Raw genomic sequence first — 16,482 nt, forward strand, 5'->3', positions numbered from 1 at the left:
GATGATTGGCTTTGGTTGAATCGAATAACGTCCCGTGACCGGCACCCGTGCTAATGCTGCAACGGAGGGTAACCATCGACATAAACCCAGTCGGATGCCTGCGCGGGCACATGGCACGCTTGACACTGCGCCTTGTAATTCGACGTCGTCGTTCTCAGCGGATCGCCGGCGTCGAACCAGGACCATCCCCAGCCGTCTCCCCAGAGCGCGTTCTCGGGGTGACTGTTCGCCGCGTCCCTCACCATGACGAACCAGCCCTTCAAGGCGTTGGCGCGGCTGACGGTACCGGTCGTCATTTCAGCGGTTTCCGTCTTGAATACCTCCTTGATCAACACCGTGCCGTCCGGGAAGTGCTTGCCCTTCCGATAGGCGTCGATCGCACCCGGCGAGGCGTACACGACGTGAAGCTCCTTCGAGCCGCGTCCGTCGTCCGCCGCAATCGCCCAGCTTCCGAGGAACTGATAGGTCGTTCGGTAATCAGCCGGCACATGCAGATGCCCCTGGCGGTCGGCAACGCCCGCGCCTGTCGAAGCAGCATCCGCTGCGCGCGCCCGGAACTGTGACTGCCTGACAGCAGACGCACCGACGAGGATCACGACGAAGGCCACGCAAGCGATTTGGAGGATTTTCATGAAGACCTCCCCGCGGATTACGCGGTCACCGCGCGTCCTTGTTGTCCAGCAGCGGATAGAACTGGGTCCAGACCTCATCCTTCTTGGCGTTGGCGATATGGCAGTAGGCGCATTCGTCCTTCGACTTCACCTTGGCCATCGGCGCCTTCGGCTCGTGGTGATTGAAGTTGAAGTAGCCCCAGCCGTTGGTCTCGGCGAAGCGCTTCGAGTCCTTGACGGTCACGTCTGCGCCGTTCCATTTGCCCGGGAAGTAGCCGCGTCCCGATGCTTCGGTTCGCGAGCCGTCGGCATTCTCCTGCGGCAGCGTCAGCTGCAGCTCCTTGAACAGGATTGTCCCTTCGGGATCCCGTCTTCTTGTAGATCGCATACGAGCCTGGCTCGATATAGACGTTGTGAAACTCGGGGAAATTCGCCTGCCCGCCGTTGAGGGCATTCGGCGTCAGCGGCGAGCCGACATAGACCCACTCGTGAAAATTCTTCGGCAGGAGCAATTGCCCGTCGGCGGTATATTCCGGCAGATAGCGCGCATTGGTCTGGGCGTTGCTATCCTTGAGTGATCCGAAGAGCATGATCGTTGCGACTGCACTGCTCACGATAACCGCCGCTGCTGCCTGGACTCCCACTCGCATTGCTCGCTCCTGCGACTACGGCCGGCACGCGAAGCACCGGCACGGTTAACCTGTCGGAATACGAGATAATCGGTCGCAGAAACTCTTGCGCGCTGGAGATTGCCTTCGCTTGTTCTATCTTGATGTATTCCGCATCTATCATGCGATCCAATCGATGTTCGCACTTCGCAAGCAAGACTCACCGCCGATTGGCACCGCGACCGCGGCGCAGAGAGCCCTTGGCAACGACGGGAAGATGCGACGACGGACGGCCCGAGAGCCGGCGTTCTCAGGTGATCGTTCGCATCACCCGAGAACGGTCGCCGCACAAGAAGGGCAGCTTCACCCTCGAAACGGCATCCCCTTGACCTCGAGACCGACTGGAAGTCTCGTCAGGCTCGAGGGCGCAGGACATTGATGCTGCGGGAGGCCGCCCGATGGTCACACCCGCAGGGGACGCTCGCGGCAGATCCGGTAGTTGTCCTGCCAGGGACGAAGCCGTTCGAAAGCCGCGCTCGCGGCCAGCACGTCGAAATCGGCGTTTCGCCGACCTATGATTTGCATCCCCACCGGAAGGCCGTCGGATAGCCCCGCCGGAATCGACGCCGCCGGATGGCCGGTGAAGTTGACGAAGTAAGTCAGGCCCCATCCGATGAGAGGATCGATCTCGACACCATTGATCGACCTCGGCCCGATCGTGTTGCCGTCGCTCGCGTTGTCGACCGGCGGGCACGCCACAGTCGGCGTAACGAGCAGATGAAATCTGCCGAGGACGCTCTGAAACGCGTCGTATACCTCTGTCCGGACGGCCTGGTCGCGGAAGAAGTCGAGGCCCGACATTCGATTGGTCTTCTCGACCCAATCCATGTATTCGGGCGGAAAGTCGTCGCGATGGTCGCCGAACAGATCGATGCCATCGCGCTTCATATTCTCGATCGCCTGCAGGTTCAGAAGCATGTAGAGACGCGACCAGACGTCACTCAGTTCCCGTTGCGAGCGTTTGATGCCGAGCCTCACTTCTTCCACGTGAGCGCCGGCTTCCTCGAACGCCCGCAATGCGCGACCAACCGTCTCCGAGACCTTTGCGTCGACCGGAAAGACGTCCAAGTCTGGACTATAGGCGATCTTGAGACCACGGATGGACCGGCGAGTGGCGGCGGTGAAGTCGACGGGCGGTTCGATCAGGCTGAAGGGATCGCGCTGATCATGGCCGGCAAGGACGTTCAATGCGATCGCGGCATCCTCGACCGTCCGCGTGATAGGCCCTTCGAACAGGAACGGAGAGTCGGCCGTGCCGAACGCATTGGGACGCACAAGGAACGGCACTCGGCCGAATGATGCCTTGTAACCATAGGTCCCGCACCAGGCGGAGGGGATTCGGATGGAGCCGCCAGCATCGGTACCTTCCGCAATGGGCAGCAGTCCGTCGGCCACCGCCGCGGCGCTGCCTCCGGACGAGCCGCCGGTGTTCTTGGCGAGGTTGAAGGGGTTGCGCGTGGGACCGAACAGGTAATTGTCGCAAGTCCCCCGGAATCCCATCAGAGGGCTGTTGGTCTTGCCGACGAACACGGCTCCGCCGCGCTTCTCCATGCGCTCGCAGAACATGCAGTAGCCGTTCACGACGTGGTGCTTGAGCGCACGGATGCCGCCCAGGCTCGCGGGCCAACCCGGCTTGAAGTCGAACAGATCCTTGAGTGCCGACGGAATGCCGTGCAGAGGCCCGAGCGGCTCGCCGGCGACCACCGCGCGTTCGGCTTCTTTCGCTCTCGCGCGAGCGCCGTCGAAATCGAGATAAACCAGCGCGTTCAGGCTCGGGTTGCGCGCTTCGATACGCCGGATGAACGCATCGACCACTTCAACCGGCGACAGATCGCGGCTCCGGATGCGAGCCGCAAGTTCGTGCGCGCTGAGGTAAGCGAGTTCGTCGGAATGCAAAGTTTGGCTCACGCTCGACATCGTTACCTCCATTTGAACGACTTCAGGTCGGAGCGCATTTGAAATGGAAACAATCCGCTGCTGCGCAGCCGCGATTGCTGCGTCTTTCGTAATCTTGATGCATTCACCGCGACGGCCATCGACAAGGCATCGATCAAGGTTCATGTGCGGTCGATCGGGGTGCGCGGCATGCCGATGCACAACCGGACATCCCGCGCCTCATCGCAGAAGGGCACGCGCCATGGACCGACCTCCCGTTTCTCGCGGCTTCAGATCAACGCGACAGGCGTCCGAAGCCACCCGGCTGCCACCCGGACAGTATCTGACGACCGACTTTCCGGTGCTGTCCGCCGGACCCACGCCGGAGATCCGCGTCGCGGACTGGAAGGTTGGACTTCAACTCGGCGGTTCGCTGCTCGGGAAATGGACCTGGGACGAATTCGAAGCGCTGCCTCAAAGCAAGATCACGGTCGATATTCACTGCGTCACCAAGTGGACGAAGTTCGACACGGTTTGGCAGGGAGTAAGCTTCGACGACCTTCTCAGGGCGGCCGGAGTAAGCGAGCCGCCGAGCGCTTACGTCATGGCGCATTGCGACGGCGGCTACACGACGAACCTTCCGGTCGCAGACCTCGTTGCGGGAAGAGCGATGATCGCCACCCGCTATGAGGGGTTGCCACTCGCTCCCGCGCACGGCGGCCCTGCCCGACTTTTGGTGCCGCATCTCTATTTCTGGAAGAGCGCAAAATGGCTGCGCAGGATCCGCTTCATGCCAAACGACGAACCCGGTTTTTGGGAATCGCGCGGTTATCACAATTATGGCGACCCCTGGCGCGAGCAACGATATGACGGCGACTGATGCACTCCCGCAGCAGCCGAGGATCGCTTGGCAGACCGGTCGCGTGCACGCCATCCTGGACGAAACAAGCCGCGTGAAAAGCATCATCCTGGAGCCGGCCACATGGTCCGGGCACTGGCCTGGCCAGCACGTCGACATACGTCTCACTGCCGAAGATGGCTATCAGGCCGAACGAAGCTACTCGATTGCGTCGCCTCCGGAGGAAAAGCTGCTCACCCTCACCGTGGAACGCGTCGATGGCGGCGAGGTGTCGTCCTATCTACTCGACGAATTGCGGGTCGGTGACGCTCTCGAGTTTCGCGGCCCCATTGGGCGGCATTTTATCTGGAGTAGGACTCGCGGCGGACCGATTTTCCTGGTCGCGGGCGGCACGGGGATCACGCCGCTGATGGCGATGTTACGCCACCGCAGGAGATCGCTCGCACATACACCGGCATCACTGATCTATTCGGTACGCAGCCTTGCCGACGCCGTCTATCGGGATGAACTCGATGCGATGGCTCAGGACGATCGCGACCTGCGCCTCGTCTATGCGCTCACCCGCGAGCAGCCCAGCAACTGGAGCGGACATTGGGGACGGGTCAACGAGATGCTGCTCGCGAATAACAGCTTTGCGCGCGAACATGATCCCAGCATCTTCGTTTGCGGGCCTACAGGGTTCGTCGAGAGTATCTCGAGCATGCTCGTCAAGCTCGGCTTCGACCCCTTCAGCATCAAGACCGAACGATTCGGACCATCAGGAGGGTAGTCGCCATGGCAAACAACTTCGCGGACCTCGTTCTCGGTGGTGATCAAGGCACATGGTTGCTTCAAGAGCCCTTTGCCTTTGACATCGCGCTGATGAGGATCCGGTGCGCCGCATGCAACACCGTATCCAGTCTCGGCTCATTGGCCGTAGACGGCACCACCCTTGAGGCACTCGTCAAGTGCTCCGATTGCGGAAGCGATCTGTTGAGGGCAGCGCGAACCCAGAATGGTTGTGTCCTTGAAATGCAAGGTGCCCGGCAACTGTTCTACTGAATGCCGCGTCGCCCACCAAACTCCGGACCAAAGACCCCATGCACGGTGAAGACATCCATCTCACTGAGATCGAGCGCCAGATTGCCGCCGCAGCCGCGAACCTTCGCGAGTTGATCGAACAGACTGCCTCATACTCCGTCGAGATGGGTAGAGAGCTCCTCGGCCAGCGAATTGACGATCAGGCCGCACGGCTCGAGATTCTGATCAGGCATCGCGATGGGCTGCTCAGATCCAGAACCGGAGAGGATTGAAGAAGTCGACGAGCGCCGGCGCTCAGGCCTGGAAGCGAAGCGTCAGCCGTGAAATTGTGCCATTGCGATCGGGAGGGCGAGGTGTATGACGGTTGCGGCACTACACCCCACGCGCCGATCAGATCGATTTCACCTCGCCGCCGTCCATTCGCAACGCCGAACCGGTCATCCAGCGCGCGCCGGGCGATACGAGGAATGCCATCAGTTCGGCAATCTCCTCCGGCTCGCCGTAACGCGCGATGCCGGCCTCCTTGGGGAACTTCGCCGTTGCCTCTTCGAGGCTCATGTTGTGCAGGGGCGCCCAATGCTCGAGGTAGGAGCGGCGGCGCCCTGTCATCACCGGTCCCGGCAGGACGCTGTTGACCTGGACGCCATCGCTGATTCCCTTGTCGGAGAATGCTTTCGCTAGGGCGACGATCGCGGCGTTGATGGTGCCTACCGCGGCATACGGCGCTTTAGGGAAAGACGCCGAGTTTCCGGACATCAACACCACAGCTCCCTTGGCGGCCACAAGCGCCGGCCAGGCGGCGATCGTAAGCCTCCGAGCGCCATGCAGCTTCAACGCCAGTCCAGCCTCCCACTGCTGCTCCGTCGTCTCGAACAGATCGACCTGAGGTACAGCGCCGGCGATGTTGAGCAGCGCATCGATCTGGCCGAACGCCGCCAGGGTCTGCGCGACGACAGATTGGGCAGCAAGAGGCTCGGCCAGATCGGCACTGATCGCCAGCACCTCGGCGCCCACGGCCCTCACCGCCTTGGCGGTATCCTCGAGGTTGGCGCTGTTTCGCGCGACTAGGACAAGTGCCGAGAAATCGCGCGCCAGACGCACCGCGGTCGCCCGGCCGATTCCCTGGCTCGCACCCGTCACGATCGCGACTGACTTCGGCATATCAACTCTCCCGGATAACAAGCTTGCAAGTGTCAGTCGCGAACGACGACCATCTTTCCGACCGCTTCGTTCGCCTCCATGACGCGGTGGGCTTCACGAATTTCATCGAAGCGAAAGATCCGGGCTGGCTTGACATCGAGCCGGCCGGCCTTCGCGTCGGCGGCAATGTCCTTCAGCGGCACGTCGGAGAGCGGAAACCCGGGCGTGCCGAACACGAAGCTGCCGAAGAACGTCAGATAGACACCGCTCGGCATCTGCAGCAGTGGATTGAAATCGGGAATCGGATCGAGCCCGCCGAGCCATCCGGCGAGGCAGGAACGGCCGCCGCGACGAAGCAGAGCAAGAGATTCGAGCACGACACTGTTACCGACGAGGTCCAGAACCGCGTCGACCTGCTTCGCCTCGGGCAAATGATTTGAGAGATCTCGCCGTTCGATTTCGCAGCGCGCAGCCCCAAGCTTCTCCAGCAGGGCAAAACGCTCCCGGCTGCGCGTCGTTGCGACGACCCGCGCGCCGGCATTGACCGCGAGCTTGAGTGCCGCTTGACCAAACGAGGAGGTCGCCCCGCGGATGACGAGAAGCTGTTCTCTCCGGAGCTCGAGGTTACGGAACAGACAGGTCCATGCCGTCGCGAAGGTTTCGGGTATCGCTGCGAGCTCGGCCCAGGGTAAATCAGCATCGATCAAAGCGACGTTCGAGACCGGCGCTCGGGTGTATTCGGCGTAGCTGCCGTTGATGGTCCGGCCGAGCCCGCCCATCAATGCGGCCACCTTGGCGCCCGTCGGGAATTCTCCGCCCGGGCATGACTTCACGAAGCCAACGCATTCGATGCCGCTGATCGGCGCCGCTTCGGCCCATTCGCCCCGGCGCATGTGCATCTCTGCATGATTGATGCCGAATCCCCTGACCGCGATCACGACATGACCGAGTTGCGGTTCCGGCTCCGGAACGTCGCGATAGACAAGGCTGTCCAGACCGCCGAATTTCTCAAGAACGATGGCTTGCATCATGGCTCTCCCTGCATCTCTCGCTGGGAGGAGAGTGCCGGTCACCTGCTTGCGATCGATGGCGTAAGAAAATCACCGATCGCAGCGGCGATCTCTCGAGCGTGGGTCTCGAGCGCAAAGTGCCCCGTATCGAAGAAGCTCACTTTGGCACCCGGCAGGTCGCGCAGAAACGCCTTCGCGCCGGCTGGAAGGAAAAAGGGATCATTCTCGCCCCAGACAGCCAAGAAGGGTGGCTTGTGCTTGCGGAAATAGGCCTGGAATTCTGGGTACATGGCGACGTTGGTCCTGTAGTCGCCGAAAAGATCGAGCTGAATCTCGTCGGCGTCGGGACGCGCGAGATAGTGGTTGTCGAGCGTGTATCCGTCAGGAGAGATCAGGGAGGTGTCAGGCACCCCGTGGGTGTACTGCCAGGCCGTCGTCTCCGGCGAAAGGAATGATCGCAGCACCGCCCGGTTAGCGTTCGATGGATCCTCCCAGTAGGCACGGATCGGGCTCCAGCCATCACTCAATCCTTCCTCATAGGCATTGCCATTCTGAGAAATGATGGAAGCAATCCGCTCGGGATGTCGAAGAGCCATCCGAAAGCCCGTCGGCGCGCCATAGTCGAAGACGTAGAGCGAGAAACGAGCAAGTCCGACGACCTCCGTGAACCGTTCGATCACCTGCGCCAACGCAGCAAAAGTATAGGCAAAGCTTCCTCGAGCAGGCATGTCGGACTGGCCAAACCCGGGCAGATCCGGCGCTATTAATCGAAAGCGATCCGAGAGCAGCGGGATCAGGCCGCGGAACATGTGGCCGGCCGTCGGAAATCCGTGAAGCAGCAACAAAGCCGGAGCGCCGGCCGGGCCCGCCTCCCGATAGAATACATTCAGTCCGTCCACGTCTGCCTTGCGGTATCGTATGCTCGTCATCTGCGGTCCCTCGCGGTCGCCCTCGACACCCGTTCCGCCTCATGAAGACGATGCTCAGATGGCCGTTGGTCGGAGGCGGCCTCGCTGAGGTATTTCGTGGCGCGGCATGATCCGGTTACAGACCCGCCTGGATTCTTCCGCTCGTACGAGATTGCTGTCGCGATCCATCCCGCTCTGATCGGCTCATTCGAACTTCCTGCGATAGTCGGTCGGGGTCCAACCCGTCACTTTGCGAAAGGCCGAGCTGAACGAGCTCGTTTGTGCGTAGCCCAGGCTGAGTGCGATGTCCGTAATCGATACCGCGCGATCCGCCAGTCGCAGCTTGGCGAACTCCATTCGGCGTTGCACCTGATATTGATAGGCCGGGATGCCGAACGACTTCTTGAATGCGCGGCAGAAGTGGTGAACGCTGAGCCTGGCGAGCTCGGCGAGCGTCAATAGGCAGACTTGCTCCCCTAGATGCTGCTCGACATACTCGACGACGACGCGCCTCTGCCAACCTGCGAGACCTCCGCGACTGATCAGCGTCGGCTCACGAACGAGATGGTGATCGGATCTCGAAAGTTCATGGGCGAGCACGCCGCAGAGCGCCTCGACGTAGGATGCGCAGTTGGTCTCTCCGCTCTCGATGGCCTTCTTCAATTTGGAGGCCGTCTCCCAGACCAGCGGATCCTCGAAGTATATCCTTGGCGCTAGTCCGGTCGCGCTGCCGACCGAGCCATGAAGCGCGGCGGGATCGAAGTAGAGGAAGGTCACCTGTGCAGACGATGCCGTCTCATGCCATTCCCGATAGGCACGTCCTGCCGGAACAAAGGTCAACCTGTGTTCGGCCCCCCGCAGCTTCGACGAACAGAGGCCATCAATGTAGGCCTCGCCGCTTTTCCGTGCTCCTTCGTTGTACAACGCCAGGAGGTGTCTCGATCCCTGGAAGCGAAACTCGATTCTGTTGCCGACCGGAAGGTGAACGCTCTCCGAAAACCACCAACGCCATCCTATCCCGAGACGTTTCACCGGGCCGGCAGGCGTTATGCTGACCGTCGGATGAAGGGCGGCCTCGGACCACCCTGAAGGCTGCGTCTCGTCGACCGACCGGATAGGCGCAGCGGAAGCCGCGGCGCATAGCATGGCCTCACTCGAATTTGATACGTACATCCCCATCGTCGTCGCCCTGTTCTGTGCTCCGGATGGCAGCGTTCAGTCACCAACAAGCTTCCGCACGGGAGAGATATCTTGATTGCCTGGAGCCAGCGTTAAAGCTGCAAGTGGCGTTACCTCCCCGGTCACAGCGAGCTGCCAGTACCCGCCGGCAGCACCGTATGGGCACAACATGCTTTTGATCAGTGCGGTGGACAATCTCACGCTTGTGCTGTTACGGCCCATACCTAGGTATGGGTCGCGAGCGGGACGACGCCGAATGATTCAGGACGAGATACTTGTTGCCCGGGTCGACGCTTCAACCCTGGAGCTGCAGAGCTTCAGCCATTCGAACGAGCATTGCCGCGGTCCTTGCTCCGAGCTTCCGCATCACGCTGCCACGATGCATCTTGACCGTTGCTTCGCTGATCGAGAGCTCGCTGGCGACCTGCTTGTTCATCAGACCCGATGCCACCAGCGTCATCACTTGCCGCTCGCGCGCGGTCAGCAGCGCAAATTTCTCCTGTAGCTGCGCGAGGTGCGCGCTGTCGTCGCGTCGATCGATGTCCTTCCGGATCGCAGCGGTAACCGCGTCGAGGAGATCCTGATCCCGTATCGGCTTGGTGAGAAAATCGACCGCCCCCAGCTTCATGCCTCTTACGGACATGGGTATGTCGCCGAAAGCGGTCATCAGGATCACCGGAATTCCGACATTGATTTTCGTCAGGTACTCCTGCAGCTCCAAACCACTCGTGCCCGGCAATCTGACATCGAGCACCAGGCAGGCAGGAGCATCCGACAGCTCAACCTTCAAGAAATCCGCAGCGGACCCGTACAACGAGACCCTGTAGTGCAGGGACTCGAGCAGGTCGCCAAGCGACTCGCGAACCGCGCGATCATCGTCGACAATGTGAACAATGCCGGAAGGAGGCATGTCTAGCGGCTTTGCGACCTCTGGGCTGCCTGGCGAAGCGGGAGAGTGAAGATGAACCTCGCTCCGCACCTCCCGTTTTCTTCCACCCATAGCTGTCCTCCGTGGAGCTTGACTATCTTGCGGCAGATCGACAGCCCCAGACCAAGTCCCGCTCCCTTCGTCGTATAGAGCGTCTCAAAGACCCGCTCTCTATCAGCCGGACTGATGCCGGCTCCCGTATCGGCGATCGCCACCAAAACCATACCATCGGTGACCCCAGAAGAGAGAGCCAAAATACGGTTCCCGTCCTCAACCCCGGCCATCGCCTCGATCGCGTTGCGCACCAGATTGAGCGCAACTTGCTGGACCTGAACCCGATCCCCTTCGACTTGAGGCGACGATCGATCGAAGTCCGTACGAACAATGACGCCGGCTCGCTCGATCTCCCGGTTCGACAGAAGCAGCACCTCCGCAACCGCTTCGTTGATATCGAATTCGGCAAAGTGGACCTGCGTACCCCGCACCAGCGACCTGACCCCGGTCACAACCCCCGCGGCTCGACGCGCCTGCTTGATGATGCGCGCAACCGAATTTCGAGCCTCCACGGCTTGGACGGGATCCCTGGCGAGCCACCGCAGGCAAGCTTCCGCACTCATGATCATGCCCGTCAGCGGCTGATCGATCTCGTGAATGATCGAGCCGGCAAGTTCCCCCAGGGAGGTCAGACCCGTCGCCCGGGCAAGTTCGTTTCGCGCGTCGGCGAGAGCCTGTTCCGCCGCCTTCCGCTGCGAGACATCGGTGATGATGCCTTCCAGTTCGAGGTCTCCGGTCGGCCCCTCATCGAACTGCCCGACGGCCACGACATGCAAAGTCTTGCCGTCCCGGTGAACCACGCGGTAGTCGTGGCTAAACGGCGACCTCGTGCCGATCGCCTCGGTGAGAGCCTGTTCCAGCGCGGGATAGTCCTCCGGGTGCACCCGGTTCCTGAACACCTCGAACGGCACGGGGTTCACGTCCAGGTCTATGTCCAGAATGCGATAACATTCCCGCGATCCGCGGGAGAGCAGGGTTCGGGTATTCCAGCGATAGCTGCCCATCCCGCCGATCTGCTGACCTCTGACCATCCACATGTTGGTCTCGCGCAGCGCCTCGAACAGACGCACCGACTCGAATGAAACGGCGGCCTGATTGGCCATCATGGATATCACCCGGACGCGCCGCGGGGTGAAGATATCCGCGTCCCCGTCTGCTTCGAGATAGAGAACGCCAATAGCCCAGTTATGATGAATCAAGGGCAGGCAAAGCTGGGCTATTGTTTCGGGCCTCGGGTTCGCATCGCCGACCAACGCCGATCTCTCGGCGCCGGCCTGCCTCACGACCGTTTGCTTTCGATCGAGCACTTCTTCGGCGAGATCATTCGGCAGGCGGAATTCGGCGTTCGACGGGAAGGACGCAAAGAAGTTCGTCCTCTCACGCGGGAAGCTCGCATCCGCTTTGGCAAGCAACTCTCTTTGCCCGCTGAGCAGGATCGCTCCTCGACCGGCTCCGGAATAACTCAGCGCCTCCATGAGAAGTGCCTTGGCCAATCCCTGATAGCTGATTTCTCTGGAGATGATCTGAAATGCTTTCGCGACCAAATCCAGTTCACGCGTCTCGTTATCAAGCCTCATACCGAGATGCCTCGCGTGACAATCAGATCCAGGCCTCTCGCACGTCCCTCGTGGCTGCGCGTCAAAGGGGGACGAGAGCGCATCAGTACGTCCCAACGTGTAACGGGACTTGGGAACATTGCCAAGTTTGGTTGCTCGGAGACAGAGTTCACGAAGCAGAGCCTTATATGCCGCTGCGCATGGCGCCGATTTTTCGAAACAGGTGTAACCAATGCCCCCGCTGCTTCGAATAACCATGAAAGTGCAGAACCGCGGCGTTGTGGCCGCCGCTCGTCGGCATGCCTTGCTCGCTGGTCAGCCTCGTCGGCAGGCAAGACCGCGGCAATGCAGACCTGCACCGGCAACGACCTGGCACGACAAGCAAGGCTGCTTCGCAAACGCTCCTGAATGCTTTCCCGATGCCGTTCTCGCTATCGCGATCAACAGTCTCGCTCTGCCGCCGCAGCCATTTCTTCGCGCCGTTCCGGCCGGCCGCCAAACTGCATCTCCCTTGCCGGATCTCTCAAGCCTGAAGTGTGCGCGCCGCGTCTTGCTTCAAGAGATATAGCGACACCGCAAGCAGTACGACATCCTTCATCAGGAACGGCACGTTGCCCGTCATTGCCGGAAAGCCGCCGGCTGATGCGTCCCAACCGTCCGGCATGAAAGGAATGATCGTGACCGTTGCGATGAATGTGCCGGTCGATCCAAGGGCGCCCAGAACGCCGAGGCGCTTGCTCCAAAAGCCCGCGAATATCAAAGCGCCAAAGGTCCATTCGGAGACGCCCAGGAACCAGCTGGCGCCTTGATGGCCGAAGGCGGGATAGAGCCACCAGATCAGAGGGCCATTGCTGATGAACGGCTCCAGACGATCCGCCTCGTACGCCCACCATTTCTGGTAGCCGAAAAAGAAGAACAGGATCACCATTGAGGCGCGGACCATGTGGTAATCCAGGTCTCCCGCAAGCAACCCCGAGATCGGCAGTCCGCTTGCGAGCGGTTTTCGTGGGCTTCGTGTCAATGTAGTCATGGCGTCGATCCTCCTGATCCTAGCTCACACCACCCTGCGTGGCCGGCGCCTGGCCGAGATCGATCAGAAGTCGGCAGACAAGCCCCTCGGGCGCAAAATCGAGATCGATCTGCGCTCCTGGCAGGACCCGCGCAATCAGTTGCACGCCAAAGCCTCTTCGTTCGGGCTTCGTTACCCTCGGTCCGCCGCTCTCGCGCCACCGGATCGCAAGACCCTGTCCGCCGAGGTAGAGCGGGCTCTCCCAAGTCACCTCGACGGCTCCCGCAGTCGATATCAGTGCGCCATGCTTGCTCGCATTGGTAGCCAGCTCGTGAAAGATGACGTGCAGCGACAAGGCGATGTGCGGTTCAAGCGTGAGGTCCGGACCCGCGAGCAGAATGCGCCTCTTCCGACACATCGCGTGCGGCTTCAGCGTTCGCTCCAATATCCACGCAAGCGAGACGCGCTGCTCTCGCGCTGCCTCGATCGTCCTGCAAGCATCGGACAGGGTCATGATTCGCGCCGAGAGCGCCGCCCGAAAATCGGCCGTCGTACTCGCATCGGTGTGGTTCACGAAGCACAGAACGATGCTGAGGATATTGCGCATTCGATGCTGCAATTCCCGGACGACAAGCTCGAGCGATTCATTCCGAATCGGAACGGCCCGCTCGTAGTCCGCACGGTCGCTTCCGCCCTGCAGTAAACTGGTGGTGGTGCGCCTCATGTGGCAGACCTATCGCTGTTTGCTGAGCCGGATATTGATCAACACCCGCGGCAGATGCTTCTTTTCGCGATCTGCGTCCGGCCCTCCTGTGCTCGGTTGAAGTCCGTAATGCGCCTCTGCAACGCATCCTCGGCGAGCGAATTCGGCATGAATCCATTGCCGCGCGGCTGCATCTGGACGCTCTGACTCGCGCTCCGCGCCTTTGGCGATGGTGCCGTAATCGGTTCCGCCAGCGCGGCTAGAGGAATGGCGACGAAGCTCTGGATGAGGGATGAACGGAGTTGCATGGTTGCGCCTCGACGCAGTTCAATCGCCATGAAGACGCAGGCATCATACGGCACACATGCGGGCCTCGCTGTTCGTGGATTGCGCCGATTGAGGCGATGTTGTTGAAATGATCCGTTTGCGTCCCTAATGCGACTTAAGGTGACGGCTGGCGCGACCGTTCGCTCTGCGAGAATGACCGAGAAGAACTCTCTGTCGTCACACATGGGCGGAGGGCTCCGTCTCTGCGCCCCGACTGACCCAGCCGGCGGCCGCAATGACGTCAGGAGACGAATGCGGCCAATTTCTTCAGGCCGCGGTGGATATTGATCTTGACCAAGGCTGCGGACTGGCCGGTTGCACCGGACGCTCGCGCGATGCTGAGACCATTCAGCTTCACGAGGCGGATCACGCTCTCTTGCGCGGGCTTCAACCGGCTAAGCAGCTGGTCCAGCGCGGCGGCACTGATCGCGGCACCTTCGTGATCTTCGACTGCAATGTCTTCGTCGAGCGTTAGAGCATTGTAGCGCGATGCATCACGAATGCGATCAACCCATTTGTAGCGGGCTATCGCCACGACCCAGGCGCCGAAAGGCTTCGAGGCTACAAAAGTGTGGCGTTTCGCATGAATCGCTAGGAGCACCTCCTGCCTCGCGTCGTCGGCAGCGGGATAGGGAAGCCGGTGCGCGAAGTAGGCGCGCAACCACAGATCCAATTCCCGAAGCAATTGCTCATATGCGGCCTGATCCCCTTCTCGCGCTGCAAGCATGAGCCGGCCCCATCGTTCCGAACAATCGTTCCATCTTTGCCAACGGGTCATCTTCTCGCGATCATGTCGTCGCCGGCTCGTATCCTCCCGGCGCGCGCGCGCGGGCTCGTCGCGGCCAGAAGATTGCATGGCTTTGGAGGGCGCGATGTTGCCACCCGAGAGCGCTGTCATCTTCGAAGGCTCCTGTCGAGACACTCAAGCAGCGCACCTGTTTCGAACGGCTTTCTGAGAAGGCAGAAGGCACCGGCCGAGATCGCTTCCGCGTCCAGCCGCTTGTGCGAGAGTGCTGTAATGAGAATCACCGGCGCTCCAACCTTCTGCTGTTGGAGCTCACGAACGAGGTTCAACCCGCCCATTCCAGGCATGTGAACGTCAGCGATGATGCAGTCGAAGCTGAACCGGTCGGCGTAACTCAGCAGTGCTTCGGCCCTATCAAACGGCTCGGAGCGATAGCCGATCGACCGCATCAGATCCACCAAAGACAGGCACAGGGCCTCGTCGTCATCGACGACTCCTACAAAAGGGACCTTCACCTGATTTGCCCTCGCAAGATGCGATCATCATCGAACTGCGATCGCAACAAGGTCGGCCGTCGCGCAAGCCACTCCCCAGTTGACCAGGCGACCGCCGTCGTGACGTTCGATGCGTGTTCGCGAGACGCACATGTTCGGTCTCCCCAACTGAGGAAGTTCCAGTAGCCGCGCCAAGATCGGTTGCGCAGGTCGGGCTCGAGCATGCGTCTGCCAGCCGCCTGCCACAATCTCGCGATTGTGCTGCACGGACCCAGACTTTGGTATGGGTTTGTGGCTCGAACGCGAGCCTCCAGGCTACGCGGCCCGCCGCAGAAAGATCGCGTCGCCGTTTTGGAACATCGTCGGGGATGCCAGAACACGAATGAGATCAGGCGTTGCCGGATCCCGGTTGCTTCCGTCGAACGGCGCAATTTTGAACAACGCGCGATAATCTGCGCGCAGCGCGCACTCCGAAGCCCGGCTAGTGTTCAGATAACAACAGACATCGATCGCTGCCCTTGGCACCAGTTCGCGACCTCGAGGATGAGACATCAGATGGACCATCTCATAAGGAAACTGTCTCAGCTCGAACTGGTCAAAGGCGATTTTGACTACCATGCTACGCGCGTGGCGATGATCGTCGTCTTTATCGTCTTCAGCTGCCAGAAATGGTTCGACTACGAAGCGCACGCGTTGATTCCGTTCATCAGCCACGGGCCTCTGATCTTCTGGCTATATCCGGCGTTTGGCGTGCGCGGCGCGGCCTACTTCCTGGGTTCGGCGGAATTGTCGATTGGATTGCTCCTCTTGTTTGGCCTCTGGAACAGAAAACTGGCGGTCCTGGGGTCGCTTGGTTCATGCGCGACCTATGTCGCCACAGTGACGATCATCCCGTTCTTCCCCGAAGCCTGGGCGGCGCCGGCCGGCGGCTTTCCGGCAGCTACATTGCCGTTCCTCTTCCTCATGAAGGACGTCGTACTGCTTGCGGCTTCCATCTATCTGCTCAAGCAGGACATCATCCGGGCAGCAGCGAGGTATCCTCGGCTCGGAACGGAGTTGTTCGACAGGAAGCGATCCGGTAGCGCCGGTTGACCCGAGAAGAGCAAGATCATCACCAGCGGATACATTCGTAAACCGGCGTGGTTTGGTTACAACGCCAGGCAAGAGAACGCTGGCCGAGGCATCCACGATTCACGGGAGCGCTGCCGCCCCTCAGAGTTCCCGATCGAATCTACTTGTAACCGCTGCGACAGCAGCGCCGGATATCGGAGGCCAGAAGAGCAAGTAGCGTCGTGCTGACCCCTGCGGTTGTGGAGGAGCTCTCCGTGGAGTAAAACCATGAGGGGGCGATAAGACGCTGGGCACCCCTTCTCCACGGGCCGGCCGACCAGCTCCG

19 protein-coding genes are annotated in these 16,482 nt (G+C 60.9%); 5 read left to right on the forward strand and 14 right to left on the reverse strand.

Annotation, left to right across the window (positions count from 1 at the left end; all coding sequences use genetic code 11):
• Positions 1 to 50 precede the first annotated feature (50 nt).
• From ALC15_RS26335 to ALC15_RS26345, 3 genes are all read right to left on the reverse strand, one after another.
• A complete protein-coding gene (locus ALC15_RS26335; RefSeq protein WP_050629776.1) occupies positions 51 to 632 on the reverse strand; it encodes a cytochrome P460 family protein in 582 nt (193 codons plus the stop codon).
• Positions 633 to 657: 25 nt separating this feature from the next.
• Positions 658 to 999 carry a cytochrome P460 family protein gene (locus ALC15_RS46525; protein WP_244486270.1) on the reverse strand — a complete coding sequence of 114 codons (342 nt, stop codon included), beginning with the start codon at positions 997 to 999 and terminating at the stop codon, positions 658 to 660.
• Positions 1,000 to 1,681: 682 nt separating this feature from the next.
• A complete protein-coding gene (locus ALC15_RS26345; RefSeq protein WP_050629816.1) occupies positions 1,682 to 3,196 on the reverse strand; it encodes an amidase in 1,515 nt (504 codons plus the stop codon).
• A gap of 220 nt (positions 3,197 to 3,416) precedes the next feature.
• Between ALC15_RS26345 and ALC15_RS26350 the strand changes: the two genes are divergently transcribed.
• From ALC15_RS26350 to ALC15_RS26365, 4 genes are read left to right on the forward strand one after another with little or no spacing between them, the layout of a single operon-like run.
• The gene (locus tag ALC15_RS26350; protein WP_050629777.1) at positions 3,417 to 4,034 is read left to right on the forward strand and encodes a sulfite oxidase-like oxidoreductase; all 618 of its coding nucleotides are present in this window, start codon (positions 3,417 to 3,419) and stop codon (positions 4,032 to 4,034) included.
• Positions 4,021 to 4,782 carry a ferredoxin reductase gene (locus ALC15_RS26355; protein WP_050629778.1) on the forward strand — a complete coding sequence of 254 codons (762 nt, stop codon included), beginning with the start codon at positions 4,021 to 4,023 and terminating at the stop codon, positions 4,780 to 4,782. The genes ALC15_RS26350 and ALC15_RS26355 overlap by 14 nt, the downstream gene beginning before the upstream one ends.
• A 5-nt stretch (positions 4,783 to 4,787) precedes the next feature.
• Positions 4,788 to 5,054, forward strand: coding sequence for a DUF6510 family protein (locus ALC15_RS26360; protein ID WP_050629779.1), 267 nt, complete (start codon positions 4,788 to 4,790; stop codon positions 5,052 to 5,054).
• 38 nt (positions 5,055 to 5,092) lie between these two features.
• Positions 5,093 to 5,305: a hypothetical protein gene (locus ALC15_RS26365; RefSeq protein WP_050629780.1), complete on the forward strand. Its 213-nt coding sequence runs from the start codon at positions 5,093 to 5,095 to the stop codon at positions 5,303 to 5,305.
• A gap of 118 nt (positions 5,306 to 5,423) precedes the next feature.
• Here the strand turns inward: ALC15_RS26365 and ALC15_RS26370 are convergent, their stop codons facing one another.
• The 11 genes from ALC15_RS26370 to ALC15_RS45540 all read right to left on the reverse strand — a co-directional run bounded on the left by ALC15_RS26370 (position 5,424) and on the right by ALC15_RS45540 (position 15,650).
• Entirely contained in the window at positions 5,424 to 6,194 is a 771-nt protein-coding gene (locus ALC15_RS26370; protein WP_050629781.1) for an SDR family oxidoreductase, read from the reverse strand.
• Between the two features lie 32 nt (positions 6,195 to 6,226).
• On the reverse strand, positions 6,227 to 7,201 hold the full coding sequence (locus ALC15_RS26375; protein ID WP_050629817.1) for a zinc-binding alcohol dehydrogenase family protein: 975 nt from the start codon (positions 7,199 to 7,201) through the stop codon (positions 6,227 to 6,229).
• Between the two features lie 41 nt (positions 7,202 to 7,242).
• Entirely contained in the window at positions 7,243 to 8,112 is an 870-nt protein-coding gene (locus ALC15_RS26380) for an alpha/beta fold hydrolase (protein WP_050629782.1), read from the reverse strand.
• A gap of 183 nt (positions 8,113 to 8,295) precedes the next feature.
• A complete protein-coding gene (locus tag ALC15_RS26385) occupies positions 8,296 to 9,270 on the reverse strand; it encodes a helix-turn-helix domain-containing protein (protein ID WP_244486272.1) in 975 nt (324 codons plus the stop codon).
• A gap of 295 nt (positions 9,271 to 9,565) precedes the next feature.
• Positions 9,566 to 10,180: a response regulator transcription factor gene (locus ALC15_RS26390; protein ID WP_050629784.1), complete on the reverse strand. Its 615-nt coding sequence runs from the start codon at positions 10,178 to 10,180 to the stop codon at positions 9,566 to 9,568.
• A gap of 2 nt (positions 10,181 to 10,182) precedes the next feature.
• On the reverse strand, positions 10,183 to 11,829 hold the full coding sequence (locus ALC15_RS26395; protein WP_050629785.1) for an ATP-binding protein: 1,647 nt from the start codon (positions 11,827 to 11,829) through the stop codon (positions 10,183 to 10,185).
• Between the two features lie 502 nt (positions 11,830 to 12,331).
• Positions 12,332 to 12,838 carry a DUF417 family protein gene (locus ALC15_RS26400; RefSeq protein WP_050629786.1) on the reverse strand — a complete coding sequence of 169 codons (507 nt, stop codon included), beginning with the start codon at positions 12,836 to 12,838 and terminating at the stop codon, positions 12,332 to 12,334.
• A 19-nt stretch (positions 12,839 to 12,857) separates the two neighbouring features.
• Positions 12,858 to 13,541, reverse strand: a complete 684-nt coding sequence (locus tag ALC15_RS26405; RefSeq protein WP_050629787.1) for an HWE histidine kinase domain-containing protein — start codon at positions 13,539 to 13,541, stop codon at positions 12,858 to 12,860.
• A gap of 547 nt (positions 13,542 to 14,088) precedes the next feature.
• Positions 14,089 to 14,745 carry a sigma factor-like helix-turn-helix DNA-binding protein gene (locus ALC15_RS26415; protein WP_094194108.1) on the reverse strand — a complete coding sequence of 219 codons (657 nt, stop codon included), beginning with the start codon at positions 14,743 to 14,745 and terminating at the stop codon, positions 14,089 to 14,091.
• Positions 14,742 to 15,107 carry a response regulator transcription factor gene (locus ALC15_RS26420; protein ID WP_050629790.1) on the reverse strand — a complete coding sequence of 122 codons (366 nt, stop codon included), beginning with the start codon at positions 15,105 to 15,107 and terminating at the stop codon, positions 14,742 to 14,744. The genes ALC15_RS26415 and ALC15_RS26420 overlap by 4 nt, the downstream gene beginning before the upstream one ends.
• 294 nt (positions 15,108 to 15,401) lie before the next feature.
• The gene (locus ALC15_RS45540) at positions 15,402 to 15,650 is read right to left on the reverse strand and encodes a hypothetical protein (protein WP_128089588.1); all 249 of its coding nucleotides are present in this window, start codon (positions 15,648 to 15,650) and stop codon (positions 15,402 to 15,404) included.
• On the opposite strand from ALC15_RS45540, the gene ALC15_RS26425 reads away from it, so the two are divergent.
• Positions 15,642 to 16,178: a YkgB family protein gene (locus tag ALC15_RS26425; protein WP_050629818.1), complete on the forward strand. Its 537-nt coding sequence runs from the start codon at positions 15,642 to 15,644 to the stop codon at positions 16,176 to 16,178. The genes ALC15_RS45540 and ALC15_RS26425 overlap by 9 nt on opposite strands.
• Positions 16,179 to 16,482: the final 304 nt, after the last annotated feature.

Origin of the sequence: Bradyrhizobium viridifuturi, assembly GCF_001238275.1 — a bacterium.
GTDB lineage: Bacteria > Pseudomonadota > Alphaproteobacteria > Rhizobiales > Xanthobacteraceae > Bradyrhizobium > Bradyrhizobium viridifuturi.

Excerpts from the sequence above, each read along its gene's own strand:
- ALC15_RS26405 (WP_050629787.1), bottom strand. The coding sequence starts at position 13,541 with ATGAGGCGCACCACCACCAGTTTACTGCAGGGCGGAAGCGACCGTGCG.
- ALC15_RS46525 (WP_244486270.1), bottom strand. The coding sequence starts at position 999 with ATGCGATCTACAAGAAGACGGGATCCCGAAGGGACAATCCTGTTCAAG.
- ALC15_RS26370 (WP_050629781.1), bottom strand. The coding sequence starts at position 6,194 with ATGCCGAAGTCAGTCGCGATCGTGACGGGTGCGAGCCAGGGAATCGGC.
- ALC15_RS26385 (WP_244486272.1), bottom strand. The coding sequence starts at position 9,270 with ATGGGGATGTACGTATCAAATTCGAGTGAGGCCATGCTATGCGCCGCG.
- ALC15_RS26395 (WP_050629785.1), bottom strand. The coding sequence starts at position 11,829 with ATGAGGCTTGATAACGAGACGCGTGAACTGGATTTGGTCGCGAAAGCA.
- ALC15_RS26380 (WP_050629782.1), bottom strand. The coding sequence starts at position 8,112 with ATGACGAGCATACGATACCGCAAGGCAGACGTGGACGGACTGAATGTA.
- ALC15_RS26375 (WP_050629817.1), bottom strand. The coding sequence starts at position 7,201 with ATGCAAGCCATCGTTCTTGAGAAATTCGGCGGTCTGGACAGCCTTGTC.
- ALC15_RS26415 (WP_094194108.1), bottom strand. The coding sequence starts at position 14,745 with ATGACAGCGCTCTCGGGTGGCAACATCGCGCCCTCCAAAGCCATGCAA.
- ALC15_RS26355 (WP_050629778.1), top strand. The coding sequence starts at position 4,021 with ATGACGGCGACTGATGCACTCCCGCAGCAGCCGAGGATCGCTTGGCAG.
- ALC15_RS26335 (WP_050629776.1), bottom strand. The coding sequence starts at position 632 with ATGAAAATCCTCCAAATCGCTTGCGTGGCCTTCGTCGTGATCCTCGTC.
- ALC15_RS26425 (WP_050629818.1), top strand. The coding sequence starts at position 15,642 with ATGGACCATCTCATAAGGAAACTGTCTCAGCTCGAACTGGTCAAAGGC.
- ALC15_RS26345 (WP_050629816.1), bottom strand. The coding sequence starts at position 3,196 with ATGTCGAGCGTGAGCCAAACTTTGCATTCCGACGAACTCGCTTACCTC.
- ALC15_RS45540 (WP_128089588.1), bottom strand. The coding sequence starts at position 15,650 with ATGGTCCATCTGATGTCTCATCCTCGAGGTCGCGAACTGGTGCCAAGG.
- ALC15_RS26400 (WP_050629786.1), bottom strand. The coding sequence starts at position 12,838 with ATGACTACATTGACACGAAGCCCACGAAAACCGCTCGCAAGCGGACTG.
- ALC15_RS26360 (WP_050629779.1), top strand. The coding sequence starts at position 4,788 with ATGGCAAACAACTTCGCGGACCTCGTTCTCGGTGGTGATCAAGGCACA.
- ALC15_RS26350 (WP_050629777.1), top strand. The coding sequence starts at position 3,417 with ATGGACCGACCTCCCGTTTCTCGCGGCTTCAGATCAACGCGACAGGCG.
- ALC15_RS26365 (WP_050629780.1), top strand. The coding sequence starts at position 5,093 with ATGCACGGTGAAGACATCCATCTCACTGAGATCGAGCGCCAGATTGCC.
- ALC15_RS26390 (WP_050629784.1), bottom strand. The coding sequence starts at position 10,180 with ATGCCTCCTTCCGGCATTGTTCACATTGTCGACGATGATCGCGCGGTT.